We start from the raw sequence: 14,982 nt of genomic DNA on the forward strand, positions 1-14,982 counted from the left end.
TTAGGGGTACCTACTGATCCAGCTTTTTCAGAAAATCCTTAATCTCCTCCAGCTCTTCTTTGGAGGTATTTTTGCTGCCGAATAGCTGCATTACCAGGCTGGACGCCGAGCCCTGGTACATGGAGTCGACAAAGCGATCGAGCAACGCCTTTTTGGTTTTGTCCTCTTCTTCCGCCGGGCTATATACGTGCTTCATCTGGCTCTCGTCCCGTGTCAAAATGCCTTTTTCGGCCATTATTTGCATGAGTTTCAAGGTAGATGAATACTGCACCGCCCGCTTTTCTTCATTCAGCGTATCATTCACAAACCGAACCGTCGATGGTCCGTGCTGCCAAAGTACCTGTAGAATTTCCAGTTCTGATTTTGTGGGTTCCATTGGGGTTTTATTAATGCGCTTCAAAGGTAGGAAATTTTTCGTACGAAAAAATATTTAGGTTTATTTTTTCACAGGACGAAATGGCCTACCAAGTGAAAAAAGCCTTCAAAGAGTATGAATTCATAGGCAATGTCGTGGTGGTTGATAGTGATCAAATCATTTATAAAGGTAGCTTTGACAAAGCTAACGCCGAAGCGGGTGTACCGAACAATGACAGCACAAGGTTTTTACTAGCCTCTCTTTCTAAGCCTTTTACAGCATTCTTATATTAAAATTGGTCGAGCGAGGTACTATAAACCTGTCGGATGGCCAGATGATCCTTTTGATGGCAAATGCCATTGGGCTGGATTTAGCTGATCTTGACAACGATATCCCTTGGGTATTAAAAGCAAAAGAATAAATCATCCACCAGGTCCCCAGAATGATACCGAGCCTTCCCGGTTTGAATCATCTGGTTGGGGCCTACCGATATTATGGAGTAGCAGGAAGTCCTGCCCCGTAAGTAGTAAGGTACCTTTGCTCAACCCCATGTTTGTACGCCAAGCTGCCCATTATCTTGTCGATCAAAGAACACCACATGCCCGGCTTGGGTATATATATTTCGCTCCTGAAAGCGAAGGAGGCGGAGCATTCAACATAATCGTACCCAAGTAAAAAACTGGAAGGTACCCTATCCTGAGAGCCAACCCTGTACACCAAAAGTATGTGTCGACCAAGGTAGTTTATGGTTCGACTGCTTTCCCTCTCCGCCTCTTGCCCCCTGGTTTACGCCGTTTTTTCCAACTATGGGCACCATCAATTTTAGGATTTATTTATATAAAATACCAGTTTATTGTTTTATAGCATTATTTGGAAAACTAAGTATATATTAGTTAATTTCGCTAACTTCAAGAATTGGTGACATATATTTGGAACAATATTTGATCTAACTCAGTAACCATAGGAATTAACTTATAAAAATCCCGACAGGTGTGACAAAATGTAGCATGTAGAGTCCAAATACATATAGTATATTCGGATACAAAACTTTTTTTTCAAATACTGACTATATCAGTAAACACTCAATTCAATCAACACGTATGTCGTCCCAGAAAGAAAGCCTGCTCATCATGGATGATGCACCCGGAATTCAAAAAATCCTGACCAATTATCTACAGAAAGAATTCAACCTGGAAATCAAAAACGATGGGATGGAAGGAATGCGTTGGCTGGACGAGGGAAATACAGCAGACCTGATCATCGCCGACCTAAACATGCCTAACCTGGGCGGGAAAGAATTTTTGCAAACCATCCGGGCGAGTAGCTTTTACAAGAATATTCCCGTGGTAATCCTCTCGGCGGAGAACGACAGCCATGAGCGGATCGATTGCCTGAATAAAGGGGCGGACGATTTCATAGAAAAGCCGTTCAATCCGGCGGAGGTGGCCGCTAAAATACGGGTCATCCTCCGGAGGAGAAAGCAGTGACCGGTACCGCCTGCCCTGGCTTTTAGGAAAACAATATACATTATACATCACCTATCGAATCCGTAGTACTTCAATATGGAAATTCAATCTACCAACGAACTTGAACCTGGCCATGAGCCATTCAACAATGCCGCCCCTCCAATTCGGGGATGGCACGAATCGGGTGGCAGTTCGGAGGCTGAAATGCGTGGCAGAATCGCGTTCCTATACGATAATTTCCAGCAGTATCTGACTTTTTCAAATTACTTCGCCCAGTACTTCAGCATCGAGAGTTTCAGTAGCCGCGAAACGCTGCTCGAGGCACTGCGGATGGGCTATCCCGCCGACGCTATTGTAGCCAGCGCCGAAAATGGAGGATGGGAGTTGCTGGAAACCCTACGGTCGGGTTCGAAAATGACCCACATACCCCTCATACTCCTGACAAAACGACTGGCCCCCCAAGTTATTCACCGGGCTCGGGTGATGAAAGCGGATGATATTTTCGATGAGAATTTTTCGGGGGATGACCTTTTGCAAAGACTCAATTTTCTGTTCAAGCGGAAATGGTACGAGGCCAGTAAGGCGGCTCAGCGCGTCCAGCCCCTGCAGGTCAAAACTCCGCTTTGGAAACGCACGTTCGATGTAGTAGTAGTAGGGGGCGCCTTGCTGGTGCTTTCTCCCATCTTTCTTTTAGTGGCGTTGTTGATCCGGCTTGATTCCCGGGGGCCTGTTTTCTACAAGTCCAAACGGGTGGGTAGCGGTTTTAGGATATTCAATTTGTACAAATTCCGGACCATGCGCACCAATGCCGACAAACTGGTCAAGGACATGGCCTCTCTGAACATCTATAACCAGGCCGAAAAATCCCCGGAGCTGACTCCCACCTTATGTGAAAGTTGTACGCAGCAAGGATTGAAAACCTGTGAGCGTCCGCTCTTCTGGGACGGCAAGGAAGTATGTGAACTAACCTACCTGAGGGAAAAAGAGCAAAAGGCGGCTTTCATGAAATTCCAGAATGATCCCCGCATTACGGGGGTAGGTCATTTCCTGAGAAACACCAGTCTGGATGAACTACCCCAACTGGTCAACATCATCAAAGGCGACATGTCCCTGGTAGGCAACAGACCCCTACCTATCTACGAAGCGGAAAAACTGACCACCGATGACAAGATTATGCGTTTTGCGGGCCCGGCGGGACTGACGGGTTACTGGCAGGTGATGAAGCGTAGCAAGAAAAAAGCCGAAATATCGCAGGATGAGCGCATCGAGCTGGACATCTATTACGTCAAAAACCTCTCTTTTTGGCTCGATATGAAAATCATCCTGAAAACGTTTCCCGCTCTTATTCAATCCGAAAGTGTATAAAAAGCACCCTTTAACTCGCCTTGATCCAGGAATTGGAAGCAAAATCGTAGGTCCGAATCACGCGGGCTGGATTCCCGACGGCTACCGAATAGGGAGGAATAGACTTGGTGACGACACTGCCAGCCGCCACGACGCAATGCTTGCCAATCGTAACCCCGGCCGTAACCACTACGTTGGCCCCAAGCCAACACGCGTCGCCGATCGTGATGGGAGCTGTCTCAACCGGTTGGTCTTTGATGGCTGTTTGCGGATCCCGGTATCCGTGATTGAGTCCGCTTGCCACCACGTGCTGGGCCATAATTACTTTGTCACCAATAGAAACAGGGCCAATAATGACGTTACTCATGCCAATCAGGGCATCCTGACCGATTTGGACTGGCCCTACCCCATTATTGACAACGGTAAAATCCTCGATGATTGTCCGAGCCCCAATAGTAAGCGGGTTAAACGGAACGACATCCATTCGGACGCTGCGGCGGATCCGTACGCGGCGTCCGTGGGTGTGGTAGAAAGGATTCAACAGTACATTGACCCAACTCCGGGGCCGCGGATCGTCTTTGGGAAAAAGCAGCCGGTGCAGGAATTTTTTAAGCCCGGCATTACGAAGAATCAGTTCTTTGAGGCCCATGCCAATCATATAACGGTTGTGCTGTAAAGGTAAGCGAGAATCGGATGTTTGCCCGACATTTGAAATAAAAAGTAACCACATCAATCACAAGGATCCTATGGACAAATGCTTTCCGATACCGGGTACCTACTTATTTTCCAGCATGATTAGACGCACCTTTTTCTTTTTCACGGTACTGGTCCTGCTCGTAAGTGGCGTGCGAGGGCAGGATGCTATTGCCATTGAGGATGAAATCTCGTACCCTTTTCTGGAAAAATTGATCGCCACCGCGCGTAGTAATTATCCGCGCGGGGAGGCCTACGACAGCCGGATCGAGGTAGCAGAAAAGGGCGTAAAGAAGGCACGGTTGTCTTATTTCGACATCTTCTCCTTTTCCTACCTCCTCTCTCCCTTTAAAGGTACATCCGCCATCAACCCCACCTTGCTGAACGGGTACCAGTTCGGATTTTTTGCCAATGTGGGTAGCCTGCTTCAGAAACCCACGGTCATCCGGCAGGCCAAAGACGAACTCACCATCATAGAAAAAGAAAAGGAAGTGTATGAACTCAGCCTGGTCGCCGACGTCAAGCGGCGCTATTTCGAGTATGTCAAGGCCAAAGCCATGTACCGGGTAGTTTCGCAGTCGGTACTGGACGCCCAGAGTATGATTGAAGATATCAAATACCGGTTCGAAAAAGGTGAGGTGACCTATGAAACCTACAACCAGGCCATGCTTGACAAGACCAACCGCCTACAGACCAAAATCAGCTTCGCGGGAGATCTGCTGATCGCCAAGAGCAGCCTAGAAGAATTACTGGGGAAAAAACTTGAAGAAATCCAATGACTGAACTAGGATATTTCCTGAAATTCCTGCGCAAAAGGCTTTATATCCTGCTCCTGGTTCCGCTGGTGGCTATGGTGGTCTGCTTTTTCCTCACCCGCCAGCTACCCGACACCTACCGGTCGCAGGGTAGGTTAGCCACCGGCATTGTGGACAAGACCGACCAACTTATTGTGAGTGAGGACGCCCCGCAGGAGTCGGAGATAAACCGGAGCTTTGACAATGTGATCCAGCTGATGCGGATGAAGCAGGTACTCGACCAGGTATCCTATCGACTCCTGATCCATGACCTGATGGTACCGCCCGATTCGACATTTCGTCCGCTCTCCCGATCGCTGAACGACATGTCTGCGGCTTCTAAAAAACAATTACTTGCCATACTCCGCCAGAAATATACCGCCCATCAGCCACTTTCTGCGGGTAAGCCCCAGGAGGCGCTGGTACTCGACCTTATCGCGGGTATGGAATACGACGCATCTTCATTACTGGATAAGCTTACGATCTACCGGATTGCGACCAGCGATTATATTAACATTGAGTTCGAGGGGAGAGATCCGCGAATGACTGCCTTTGTGGTCAATACGCTTTGTGAAGAATTCCTGTCACTCTACGCCCGGCGCATGCAGGAAAGCAGTAACCGCTCACTGGAATTTTTTGAAAAAATGATGCTCCAGAAGCGCGATGCCCTCAATGCACGTATGGAAGAGCTCAAAAGCTATAAAATCCAGAACAAGGTACTTAATCTAAATGAGCAGGCCCGAAGTCTCTATGGACATATCATCGATTTTGAAACCCGCCGGGAAATTGCCAAAAAGGACGTGGTAGCCTACCGTGCCGCCCTCAAAAACATCGACCAGCGTTTCGACCCGGCTGACCGAAGGTACCTTGAAAGCAACCTGGCCGAACTGAACCAGCGCATTGCGGTCACCAAAGAAACCCTACAAATCACCAATGACCAGTACATCCGGAACAATTTCGATCCCCGACTCAAAAACCGGGTGGATTCCCTTCAGCAGGTACTGAACCGCCAGATCCGCGCCTCGACCGATCAGGTTGCCTACAGTCCGCTATCGGCCAAGGGGGACCTGATCACCCATAAGCTCGAATTGGAAATCGCCCTGGAACTGGCCCAAAACAGCATTGCCTCCATTGAAGCCGAGGTGAACCGGCTCAATCGGAAATACGACGGGATGGTACCTAACGAAGCCAGTATCCAGCAGTTCGAAACCAGTATCGAGATCGCCGGAAAAGAATACATCGAAGCCCTGCAGCGCTACAACAACGCCCGACTCGAATCCTTTTCACCGATTACCCTGAAGCTGGTCGAGCGGGCTACCCTGGGTACCTTGCAGCCTTCCAAGAAAATGTTGCTGGTTTTGCTGGCCGGACTGTCCAGCCTGGTGGTGTGTCTTTTTGTGTTTTTTCTCCTCTATTTTCTAGATAGCTCCATCCGGACTACCGCCCAGCTGGCTGATACCACGGGGCTTCCGGTTTTGGGCCGGATCAATCGGATTTCAGGGGATGATTTCCTGCAAAAACTAGATGATAGCGCCCAGGCGGATAGGTCGACAGTTCTTTTCCGGGATTTGATCCGGTCCATCCGTTATGAAATAGACGAAGAGACTTCAAATCCAAAGGTCATTTCCGTCACCAGTCTGCACGATAACGCGGGCAAGACCAACCTGGTGTATGGCCTGGCCTGGGCGTATGAGCGCATCCACCAGCGGGTGGTAATCCTGGACGGCAATTTTGCCCAACCTACCCTTAGCCAGCAAGCCCGGAAACAGGGTACCCTCGAAGATTTTTTCCAAACAAACCAATCCCAGCTTTTTTCCGAAACGGGAAATATCCTGGCAACTGCCGGCGGCGATGTGTCGTTGTTGGAAATTGCCGACGAACGGACGATCCAGGAAAAACTGGATTACCTTAAGCAGCACTATGACGTTATTCTTATCGAGACGCCTGCCCTTTCGACGCTGAATAAGGCCAAGGAATGGATTGCTTTTTCGGACCGGGTGGTGGCGGTATTTCCTTTTGGAAAAGGGCTCAGGGATGCCGACAAAGTCCGGCTGAACTACCTACGCAGCCGCGGGGCCATTCTTTCCGGGTGGGTACTTACCGGTACCCCTTACGACATTGAACCCATTGGCAAATCTCTGACGAAAATCTGACCATGCTGATTCTGTATTCCTTTTTTATCGTGCTGGAACTGCTGGTGGGCATACATCTGGTCTTCCCCCTGATCCTATACGCGCTATATAAGTACCGCAGGGTACCCCCCATCATTCCAACACAAACCGGGACTGAGGCGGATTATGCCCTCATCGTGACCGCCTATCAGCAAACCCACCAGCTGCCTGATGTCATCGATTCGCTCCTCCGGCTCCACTATAGCCGTTTCCATATCTACGTAGTGGCCGATAATTGTGACGCTTCGGACTGGTCGATGGTTCATCCCAGGGTCACTGTGCTGCGCCCCGAAACGGTGCTGGCCAGTAATACCAAATCCCATTTCTACGCGATCCGCCGGTTCATTCGGGCGCACGAGCGGCTGGTGATCATCGATAGCGACAATGTGGTGGATCCTGACTTACTCCTACACCTCAATGCGGCCTTCAATCAGGGCTTCCAGGCCGTACAGGGAATACGGGAAGCCAAAAATCTGAATACGGATCTGGCTCGCCTTGACGCCGCCCGGGATATTTACTATCACTTTTACGACGGCAAACTACTCTTCGGCGCCGGATCTTCAGCTACCCTGGCAGGGTCAGGCATGGCTTTCCGAGTAGCGCTCTACGAACAGTGTCTGGGGCATCTGACCATCGAAGGGGCTGGATTCGACAAAGTACTACAGGCCGAAATCCTCAAGCGCGGGTACCGGATCGCTTTCGCACCGAAGGCGATCGTGTATGACGAAAAAACCACCGGCGCCCAGCAGCTCGTGGGCCAGCGGGCCCGCTGGATCAACACCTGGTTTCGCTACTTCACTTTTGGCTTCGCTTTACTCGGAAAAGGTATCCGGCGCGGCGATTGGAACCAGTTTTTGTTCGGGATCGTACTTCTACGGCCTCCCCTATTCTTATTTCTGGCTGCTTCCATGATTTTTGCGGGAGTCAACCTGGCCTTTGCTCCCGGCATTGCCCTACTTTGGCTGGTAGGGCTGGCTCTGTTTGTACTCGGTTTTTTACTGGCGCTCAGGCAATCTCCTACCGATCCACGTATTTACAGCGCCCTCTACAAGATCCCCCGCTTTATGTTCCTGCAGATAATTGCGCTGTTCAACGCCCGAAACGCCAACCAACGGTCGGTGGCTACCCACCACGGCGAGGCCGAACGAACCCAAATGTAGCTGTTAAAAAATACTGTCGAGTCGATGAAAGTATACCCCCGGATCGAAAAGGATGAAAGGAAACAACGTCTGGCCACTCTGAATCCCCAACAGGCTATGCTTCGGCGGATTGCCCTGGTGGTGGCCTTTCTGAGTATTTTCAGCTTCATCCTGAAAATTTTATTTTTCTAAAAACCCATTATCATAAATACCCCATTACCTACCCGCATGAACCTGAAAGCCTACCTGGTACGGACGCTTTGGGATGAAAAACTCCGCAACCCATTAGGATTGGGCCTATTGGCCGTCCTAGCCGGAGGCGTAGCGCTGTTGGTAGGGTTTTACGGGGTTTTACCCGGGCTCCTGCTGATGGCGGCGATGGTGGCCCTACCCACTGTGTATGCCATTGTAGCGTACCCTAAGTTCGGAATCGTGGTGCTGCTGATCACGGCCTATTTTCTGTTCTTTTTCCTGAGGCTGGGACTCAATTTCCCCATTGGTACCCTCATGGACGCCATGGAGTGGCTGCTCATTCTGGGTATGATCCTCACTTTCCGGAATACTACCGACCGGACGGTTTTTAAAAGTCCCGTGGCCATGATGATCATGGTATGGGTAGGCTATACGGTACTTCAGGTTGCCAATCCCTGGGCCGAATCGAGGATGGCCTGGCTGTACACCGTGCGGACGGTCGGCGCGGTGACCCTGATGTACTATGTGTTCGTGTACCGGATCGACTCGATCGCCTACCTCCGGCTCCTGGTTCGACTATGGGTCGTACTGGCCTTTCTGGGAGCATTGTATGGTTTCAAGCAGGAATACCTGGGCTTTGCAGCCGCCGAATTTCAGGAGATGTCCTCAGATCCTTTGATGGTCAGCCTATTGTACATTGATGGGCACTGGCGAAAATATTCAGTTTTCTCCGATCCTGTGACGTTCTCCTACAATATGGTTCTGGCCTTTTTCATCTGCCTTAGCCTGATCCGGGCCAAAGCCAGCCTGGCTGCCAACGGCCTATTGATCGCGGTCGGCGGGCTGTGCATCATGGCGATGCTATTCTCCGCCACCCGGGGTGCCTACGTGCTGATTCCTGCCGGCCTGACCCTGTTTTTCATTCTACAGTTTTCCAAGAAAATCCTGTGGCTGGCCCTGGCTTCGGTTTTTGTCCTGGGGGTACTTATCACCATTCCTACCAGCAACCCTACCCTGTATCGCTTCCAGTCGGCCTTCAAGCCTTCAGATGATGCCTCCTTCAACCTGCGGGCTCAGAATCAGAAACGGATTCAGCCCTATATACTGAGCCACCCGATGGGTGGCGGGCTGGGCGCCACGGGCGCCTGGGGAGTCCGGTTTGCGCCTAATTCCTATCTGGCCAGTTTTCCACCCGACAGCGGGTACATGCGGATTGCGGCAGAAATGGGCTGGATCGGTTTGTTGCTTTTCGGAATCCTGCTGTTTCTGATTCTTAAAACCGGCATCGACACGTTTTACCTGCTTCGGAACCGAGAACTTAAGTCTTATTGCCTGGCCATGACGGTAGCCGTTTTTGTACTGGGCATCGGGAGTTATCCCCAGGAAGCCATTGTCCAGTTTCCGTCGAACATCCTGTTTTACCTGGCGGCGGCCATTATCCAATGCACTCAGAAGCTGGACTACCCAACTCCGGATTTATTGAGCAACGATTCGTGAAGCATGGATTTTCAGTTTTCTGATCGCAGGAGCAATAGTTGAAGGGAGTTTTTCAGCCACCGGTACCTCAGGTAGAGCGCACGTGATAATTCCACGGCCCAATGGTTGGATTCCTTCCAAGACGAGCGTCCCATCGTACTGGGTTCATGCGGGGAGTTGCGGTGATAGAACAGCGAAGAATACTCATTATAGAAAAGGGCCCGTCCCCCGCCCCGCAGAAACCGCAGCGCGGTGTCAAACTCGGTCCGATCGCCGGATTCGCCTTCCAGGTAACGTCCGAACTTGGTCAGGAAATCGGACCTACGCAGATGGGGATGGTCGCTATAAGCGTAAAATTTGATATGGCTCGGGTGCCTCCAATTGAATTTCAGCTCGGAGAATCCCTGCCCGAAGGGCACCTTGATCGGATAATCCAGGAAGGCATAAAAACGGACCATGTCGAGGGTAGGGTCGGCCCGCATGAAAGCCAGGGCCTCGCCCAGTTTTACCGGAAACAGCGGTGTAGGCTCAAAATCCTCCTGGACATATAGCGTGTATTCGGTCTGTACGGCGTCCTGTCCCTTGTTGATATTATGGCCCAAACCGGAATTGACTGCGGCCAATAGTAGTTCAAACTGGTATTCGGCCTGCAAGGCCGGTAACCTCTCGCGGTGCTTACCGACGCTACCATCGTCCGAAACGACAATGCGGTGAAAGGTACAGTTCAGTTCACGAAAAGAATTCAGTAACCGCTCAAGCGAATAACTTCGGTTAAAGTGTGTGATCAAAAGCGTGGTTTCTGGAAAATAAAACGACTTGTTAGTCATTAGGTTATGAGTGGAAATAGCAGAAAAGCGGCCAAATATCAATACGACATCCTGATGAAATACTCCTGACCAAAGGTAATATATTTCATTATTAATTGTAACAAAATAAAATTAAACTGTTCTTTGTTCGTAGCTTCGGTTTTCGTTGCTACCCTACTTTCAATCGGCTCCCATTATGCTGCAAACGTTATTCAGAAAGGCCATTGGTTTGTATGTCCGCCTCCGGTACGGGTCGGTCGCCCCCGAGCTGCGATGGTTCTATAAGGATACGATTCGCTGTAAGCTGGTGCAGGCCAAGTACCTGCTGCGGGACTATATTTTTAAGAAGCCCTACAAAACGTTGGATTTCAGCGGTGAATTTGCGCCCGAGCTGCAATTCGTGCTCCCCTTTGCCTACTGGCACCACCAAAATGGCACACTCAAAAACACGGTATCGTCGCGTTATACCCGGGAGCTCTATTTTTTCTCGCCCCAGCATGAGGAAAAATACGACACCCGGACCAACGAGGGCAACTATAACTTCGAAATGCCCCGGATCCTGTACAGCCAGGATTACGATATGGATAAATGGGCGCCCGTCCCCCTGAAAGCACACTATCAGAACTCAGTGTACCGCTACGACAAACCCATGGTGGTCGTGGCCAACCGCTACAATTCTGAATGGGGCGGGCCACCGATCAGTTATTTCGGCCTCGACCTGCTCGATTTCATGTTCAGCCAGCTCAAGGAACACTATACCGTGATCTACAACCGGCCCCGGCCCCAGAACATCACGATGGACAACAGCGATATCTATGACCTCGATGAGTTCGATTGGATCGCCCGTACGCATCCGGAGGTAGTCCTGATGGAGGATTTGTTCAGGGAAAACCGGGGACAAGCCCACAATTTCAACCATTTCCAACTGCAATTGTACGCCAATGCCGACAAGTTCATATCGATTCATGGCGGCACGGCTACGCTGGCGAGCTACTTTGGTGGTACGAACCTCATCTTGTCCAAGCAAGGGCCGGAACACCATTTCCACTGTTTCCAAAAACTGTATCCCCAGTTTTCGGGAGCGACCATCCTGCACGCCCGGACCGACGAGGAAGTGAAGCAGTATCTGCAGGCGCATTTCTTACCCACCTCCCCCGCTTCCGTATGAAAGACACCAATCAGAACAATCGGTATTGGTTGGTGTCCGGCTTTCTGACGGTACTGCAAAACTTCTCCGGCGTTTTTTTCGGCTTTGCGGGATTTTTCATTCTCGTGCGCAGTCTCGATAAAGTGGACTATGGCGTTTGGGTGTTGTTCATGTCCACAATCACCATTTTCGAAGCCGTGCGTAATGGCCTGATCCAGACCGCCCTCATCCGGTACCTTGCCGCCAACGATCCCGAAAAACATCCTTCCATTATTACTGCGTCCCTGTTGCTGAGCGGCCTGGTCACGGTCGTCTGCGTGGCGCTCAGTCTGATATTTTCCCCGAGCCTGGCCCGGCTATGGGATTCGCCCCAACTGGTCAACCTCTTCCTGGTCTATAACATCGGCTTTGTGCTCTCGGGCCTGCTGAATCTTTTCAACTGGTTGGAGCAGGCTACCTTTCGTTTCAAGGGAATCTTCATCACGGGTCTGGTGCGGCAGATTATTTTTTTCCTGTTCGTGGGGGTCTGCTTTTTCCTGGACTACCGCATCCGGCTCATCGAGTTGGTGTGGGTGCAGGTCATCAGCATCGCGGCAGCTGCGTTGCTGGCCTACTCGTACGTCCGGCCCCACCTGAATTTTACGCTGGCGAACACCCGCGACTGGATGGGTAAGCTTTTCGGCTATGGTAAATACGGTTTCGGTACCTCGGTCAGTTCGCTGCTCTCGGGTACCCTCGACCAGATGATGCTGGGCGCCCTGCTGTCGCCGGCCGCTTCCGGCGCGTTCAACATCGCCGTCCGGATCACCAACCTGATCGACATCCCCACCAACGCCATGGCGGTCATCGTGTTTCCGCAGAGCGCCCGGCGGATGGCCGAAGAAGGCAAAGGAGCCATTAAGTACCTCTATGAAAAATCCGTAGGTACCACCCTGGCCATCCTGCTCCCCGGCGTGATCTTCCTGTATTTTTTTGCCGACTGGGCCATCGGACTCATTGCCGGCGAACGCTACGCCGACTCCATCCCGCTGCTGAAAATCACGTTGTTATACTGCCTGTTGATTCCCTATGGTCGTCAATTCGGTACCATTCTGGATTCCATCGGCAAAACCAAGGTCACTTTCTACGTGGTGCTGTTTACGACCCTCACCAACCTGGGCCTGAACTTTGTCATGATCAAAAGCATGGGGGTACTGGGGGCCGCCTACGCCACGCTCATATCCAACATCGTGGGCTTCATCATCGCCCAGGTTTTGCTCAAAAAAGAAGTGTCGGTCAATGTGCTCAACACGTTTGTGTACATGTACCGGTTTTATCCCGAATTTTTCCAAAAATACGTCCGTCCCTTCGTCAGCAAAGCCTGGGCGAGGACGGGCATCAGTTAATCCATTATGGTGGGAGTCAAATTCATCGGCCGCCTGGGCAACCAGCTTTTCCAATACTACTTCCTGCGGTACCTCAAGACTCAGGACCGGGGAAAAACCTATTTTTTCCCGAATCCCCACCACGCCTATCTGGCCCGGTACTTTGACCTGGGCTGGTACCATAACCTGACGCTGAGTTCGAAACTGTACTCGGTTCTTATGCGGATTTTGCCCAAATTACTTACGTTTAAAGAAGTCCAGATCCATAATTTCTTCCGTCCCAAACCCATTCAGGTGCAGGACGGAACGATCTATACGGGGTACTACCAGTCCGACTACTATATCCGGGCGGTGAATCCAACCCATCCCCTGCGTCTGAAACCGAAATACGTCCAGGCATTCCGGGAGAAGTTCGGCGAGGTGTTCGACCAGAACCCCACCGTGACGGTGCATATCCGTCGTACCGACTACCTCAACTATCAGAACCGGGACATTTCGCTACCGCTGGATCATTTCCGGCGACAACTCGACCGCATTGCCGACCTCGACCGCTACGTGGTTTTTTTCGTGAGCGATGATCTGGACTTTGTAAAAAAAGGGATTCCTGAACGACCCAACTTCCGCTTCGTGGCCAATGACGAAATCACGGATTTCCAGTTGATCCAGCAGGCCGACATCGCTATCATTTCCAACAGTACCTTCGCCTGGTGGGCGGCCTATCTATCGCCCAAGCAAAACCGGGTCATAGCCCCCAAAAACTGGATGGGTTTCCGCATCGGGCGCGAACATCCACGCGGCATCATGACCGACCGCTTCGAATGGGTGGACGTATTGCCGGCCTAGACCAGCGATTTGTACAGGTCCAGGGTGGTCTGTACGCAGGCTTCGATGGGAAAATCCAGCAGGCGGGTCTGACCCTTTTTTACAAGTTCCCGGCGAAGCGCAGAATCATCCAGCAAGGTCTGGATCTGGTGGGTCAGGTCTTCCTGGCTACGGGGTTCAAAGAAAGCAGCGGCATCGGCGGCAATTTCCCGAAAACAGGCGGTATCGCTGAGCAAGATCGGGCATTCCGCCCGAAACGCTTCCAGGATCGGTAGCCCGAACCCCTCATACAGGGAAGGGTAGACAAACAGGGTAGCCTGTTGATACAGGGTATTCAATTCGGCATCGGAAGCATGGCGGTGCGTGATTTTACCGGTCAGTCCGGCGCGTCCGATAGCTTCGTGTTCGGCCACCTCCAGATTTCCGCCCCCGGCGAGGACAAGATGGAGATCGGGGTATCGCCGGGAGAGCGTACGAAATGCCTCCAGCAGCAAGTAGAAATTCTTGTATCCACTCCGGTCCCCGACAAAAAGCAGGTAGTCGGAAGGTAGGTCCGGCATGGTACTAACAATCAGCGGAGTATCCAGATCAATACCATGGTACACCACGCGGACTTTTTCAGGTTTGACCGCAGGAAACAGATCCAGCAGGTCGTGCTTCGTGGCTTCCGAGATGGCGATGATCAGGTCGGCTCGCTCGATGTTCAATCGTTTTTGTTGGCTCAGCGGGTCCTGGGCCCAGAAGTATTCCGGCAGTCGCTCGTAGGTCATGTCGTGAATGGTGACGACCAGCGGTTTCTTAAGGTACTCCAAAAAATAGGGATCGTAGTAAGTGGGGTGAAATACGTCGAAGGCATTGGCCTTCAGGAGCCGGACACACTGGGTCTGGTTGAGGTCGTAAATCCGGTTTTTGACCGGTCCGATCGAAAAAAAACGTTTCGCCAGCGCATTATCCAGCAGCGCATGCCGGTCGGGCAAGTAGTGGTTTTGTGAATATACGACGCCCGTTTCGTAGTCGAAGTCCGCATCCCGGCGGATGTGGTCGATGAGGGTGGCAAAGTACCGGCTGATTCCGCCGTAGCGCTGGGTTGAAAATTTCTGGTGGTCGAAGAAAACTTTGAGCATAATTAAAATGGACTTGGCAAAACTACCCCAGGTACTTATCTTTAAAAAATTCCTCCGGGAGTCGTATCATGTATTATAAAGTACCAGAA

The 14,982-nt window shown here is 51.2% G+C and carries 15 protein-coding genes; 11 read left to right on the forward strand and 4 right to left on the reverse strand.

Annotated features, from left to right (window positions below):
- Positions 1 to 10: 10 nt before the first annotated feature.
- Positions 11 to 376: a BlaI/MecI/CopY family transcriptional regulator gene (locus tag GBK04_RS01730; RefSeq protein ID WP_152756311.1), complete on the reverse strand. Its 366-nt coding sequence runs from the start codon at positions 374 to 376 to the stop codon at positions 11 to 13.
- Between the two features lie 80 nt (positions 377 to 456).
- Here GBK04_RS01730 and GBK04_RS01735 point away from each other — a divergent pair, with 80 nt between their 5' ends.
- The 3 genes from GBK04_RS01735 (at position 457) to GBK04_RS01745 (ending at position 3,186) form a co-directional block, all read left to right on the forward strand.
- Complete coding sequence (locus tag GBK04_RS01735; RefSeq protein WP_152756313.1) at positions 457 to 648, forward strand: serine hydrolase; 192 nt, start codon at positions 457 to 459, stop codon at positions 646 to 648.
- A gap of 807 nt (positions 649 to 1,455) precedes the next feature.
- A complete protein-coding gene (locus tag GBK04_RS01740; protein ID WP_152756315.1) occupies positions 1,456 to 1,842 on the forward strand; it encodes a response regulator transcription factor in 387 nt (128 codons plus the stop codon).
- Between the two features lie 75 nt (positions 1,843 to 1,917).
- Positions 1,918 to 3,186 carry a sugar transferase gene (locus GBK04_RS01745; protein ID WP_152756317.1) on the forward strand — a complete coding sequence of 423 codons (1,269 nt, stop codon included), beginning with the start codon at positions 1,918 to 1,920 and terminating at the stop codon, positions 3,184 to 3,186.
- A gap of 10 nt (positions 3,187 to 3,196) precedes the next feature.
- Here the strand turns inward: GBK04_RS01745 and GBK04_RS01750 are convergent, their stop codons facing one another.
- A complete protein-coding gene (locus GBK04_RS01750) occupies positions 3,197 to 3,814 on the reverse strand; it encodes an acyltransferase (RefSeq protein WP_152765751.1) in 618 nt (205 codons plus the stop codon).
- A 142-nt stretch (positions 3,815 to 3,956) separates the two neighbouring features.
- Between GBK04_RS01750 and GBK04_RS01755 the strand changes: the two genes are divergently transcribed.
- The 5 genes from GBK04_RS01755 to GBK04_RS01770 are packed head-to-tail and all read left to right on the forward strand — an operon-like array spanning position 3,957 to position 9,651.
- Positions 3,957 to 4,637 carry a TolC family protein gene (locus GBK04_RS01755; protein WP_373330630.1) on the forward strand — a complete coding sequence of 227 codons (681 nt, stop codon included), beginning with the start codon at positions 3,957 to 3,959 and terminating at the stop codon, positions 4,635 to 4,637.
- Positions 4,634 to 6,805 (forward strand): exopolysaccharide transport family protein, encoded by a 2,172-nt coding sequence (locus GBK04_RS01760; RefSeq protein ID WP_152756321.1) that lies wholly within the window; start codon positions 4,634 to 4,636, stop codon positions 6,803 to 6,805. The genes GBK04_RS01755 and GBK04_RS01760 overlap by 4 nt, the downstream gene beginning before the upstream one ends.
- Before the next feature lie 2 nt (positions 6,806 to 6,807).
- Entirely contained in the window at positions 6,808 to 7,983 is a 1,176-nt protein-coding gene (locus GBK04_RS01765) for a glycosyltransferase (RefSeq protein ID WP_152756323.1), read from the forward strand.
- Between the two features lie 24 nt (positions 7,984 to 8,007).
- Complete coding sequence (locus GBK04_RS30235) at positions 8,008 to 8,154, forward strand: hypothetical protein (RefSeq protein WP_373330631.1); 147 nt, start codon at positions 8,008 to 8,010, stop codon at positions 8,152 to 8,154.
- A 36-nt stretch (positions 8,155 to 8,190) separates the two neighbouring features.
- Complete coding sequence (locus GBK04_RS01770; RefSeq protein ID WP_152756325.1) at positions 8,191 to 9,651, forward strand: O-antigen ligase family protein; 1,461 nt, start codon at positions 8,191 to 8,193, stop codon at positions 9,649 to 9,651.
- A gap of 11 nt (positions 9,652 to 9,662) precedes the next feature.
- Here GBK04_RS01770 and GBK04_RS01775 read toward each other — a convergent pair whose 3' ends face one another.
- Positions 9,663 to 10,418: a glycosyltransferase family A protein gene (locus GBK04_RS01775; protein ID WP_373330632.1), complete on the reverse strand. Its 756-nt coding sequence runs from the start codon at positions 10,416 to 10,418 to the stop codon at positions 9,663 to 9,665.
- Between the two features lie 214 nt (positions 10,419 to 10,632).
- On the opposite strand from GBK04_RS01775, the gene GBK04_RS01780 reads away from it, so the two are divergent.
- From GBK04_RS01780 to GBK04_RS01790, 3 genes are read left to right on the forward strand one after another with little or no spacing between them, the layout of a single operon-like run.
- The gene (locus GBK04_RS01780; protein WP_152756328.1) at positions 10,633 to 11,604 is read left to right on the forward strand and encodes a hypothetical protein; all 972 of its coding nucleotides are present in this window, start codon (positions 10,633 to 10,635) and stop codon (positions 11,602 to 11,604) included.
- Positions 11,601 to 12,968, forward strand: a complete 1,368-nt coding sequence (locus GBK04_RS01785; protein ID WP_152756330.1) for a flippase — start codon at positions 11,601 to 11,603, stop codon at positions 12,966 to 12,968. The genes GBK04_RS01780 and GBK04_RS01785 overlap by 4 nt, the downstream gene beginning before the upstream one ends.
- A 6-nt stretch (positions 12,969 to 12,974) precedes the next feature.
- A complete protein-coding gene (locus GBK04_RS01790; RefSeq protein WP_152756332.1) occupies positions 12,975 to 13,790 on the forward strand; it encodes an alpha-1,2-fucosyltransferase in 816 nt (271 codons plus the stop codon).
- On the opposite strand, the gene GBK04_RS01795 is transcribed toward GBK04_RS01790, so the two are convergent.
- Positions 13,787 to 14,893: a glycosyltransferase family 4 protein gene (locus tag GBK04_RS01795; RefSeq protein WP_152756333.1), complete on the reverse strand. Its 1,107-nt coding sequence runs from the start codon at positions 14,891 to 14,893 to the stop codon at positions 13,787 to 13,789. The genes GBK04_RS01790 and GBK04_RS01795 overlap by 4 nt on opposite strands.
- Between the last annotated feature and the right edge of the window lie 89 nt (positions 14,894 to 14,982).

Origin of the sequence: Salmonirosea aquatica (genome assembly GCF_009296315.1) — a bacterium.
Classification (GTDB): Bacteria; Bacteroidota; Bacteroidia; order Cytophagales; family Spirosomataceae; genus Salmonirosea; species Salmonirosea aquatica.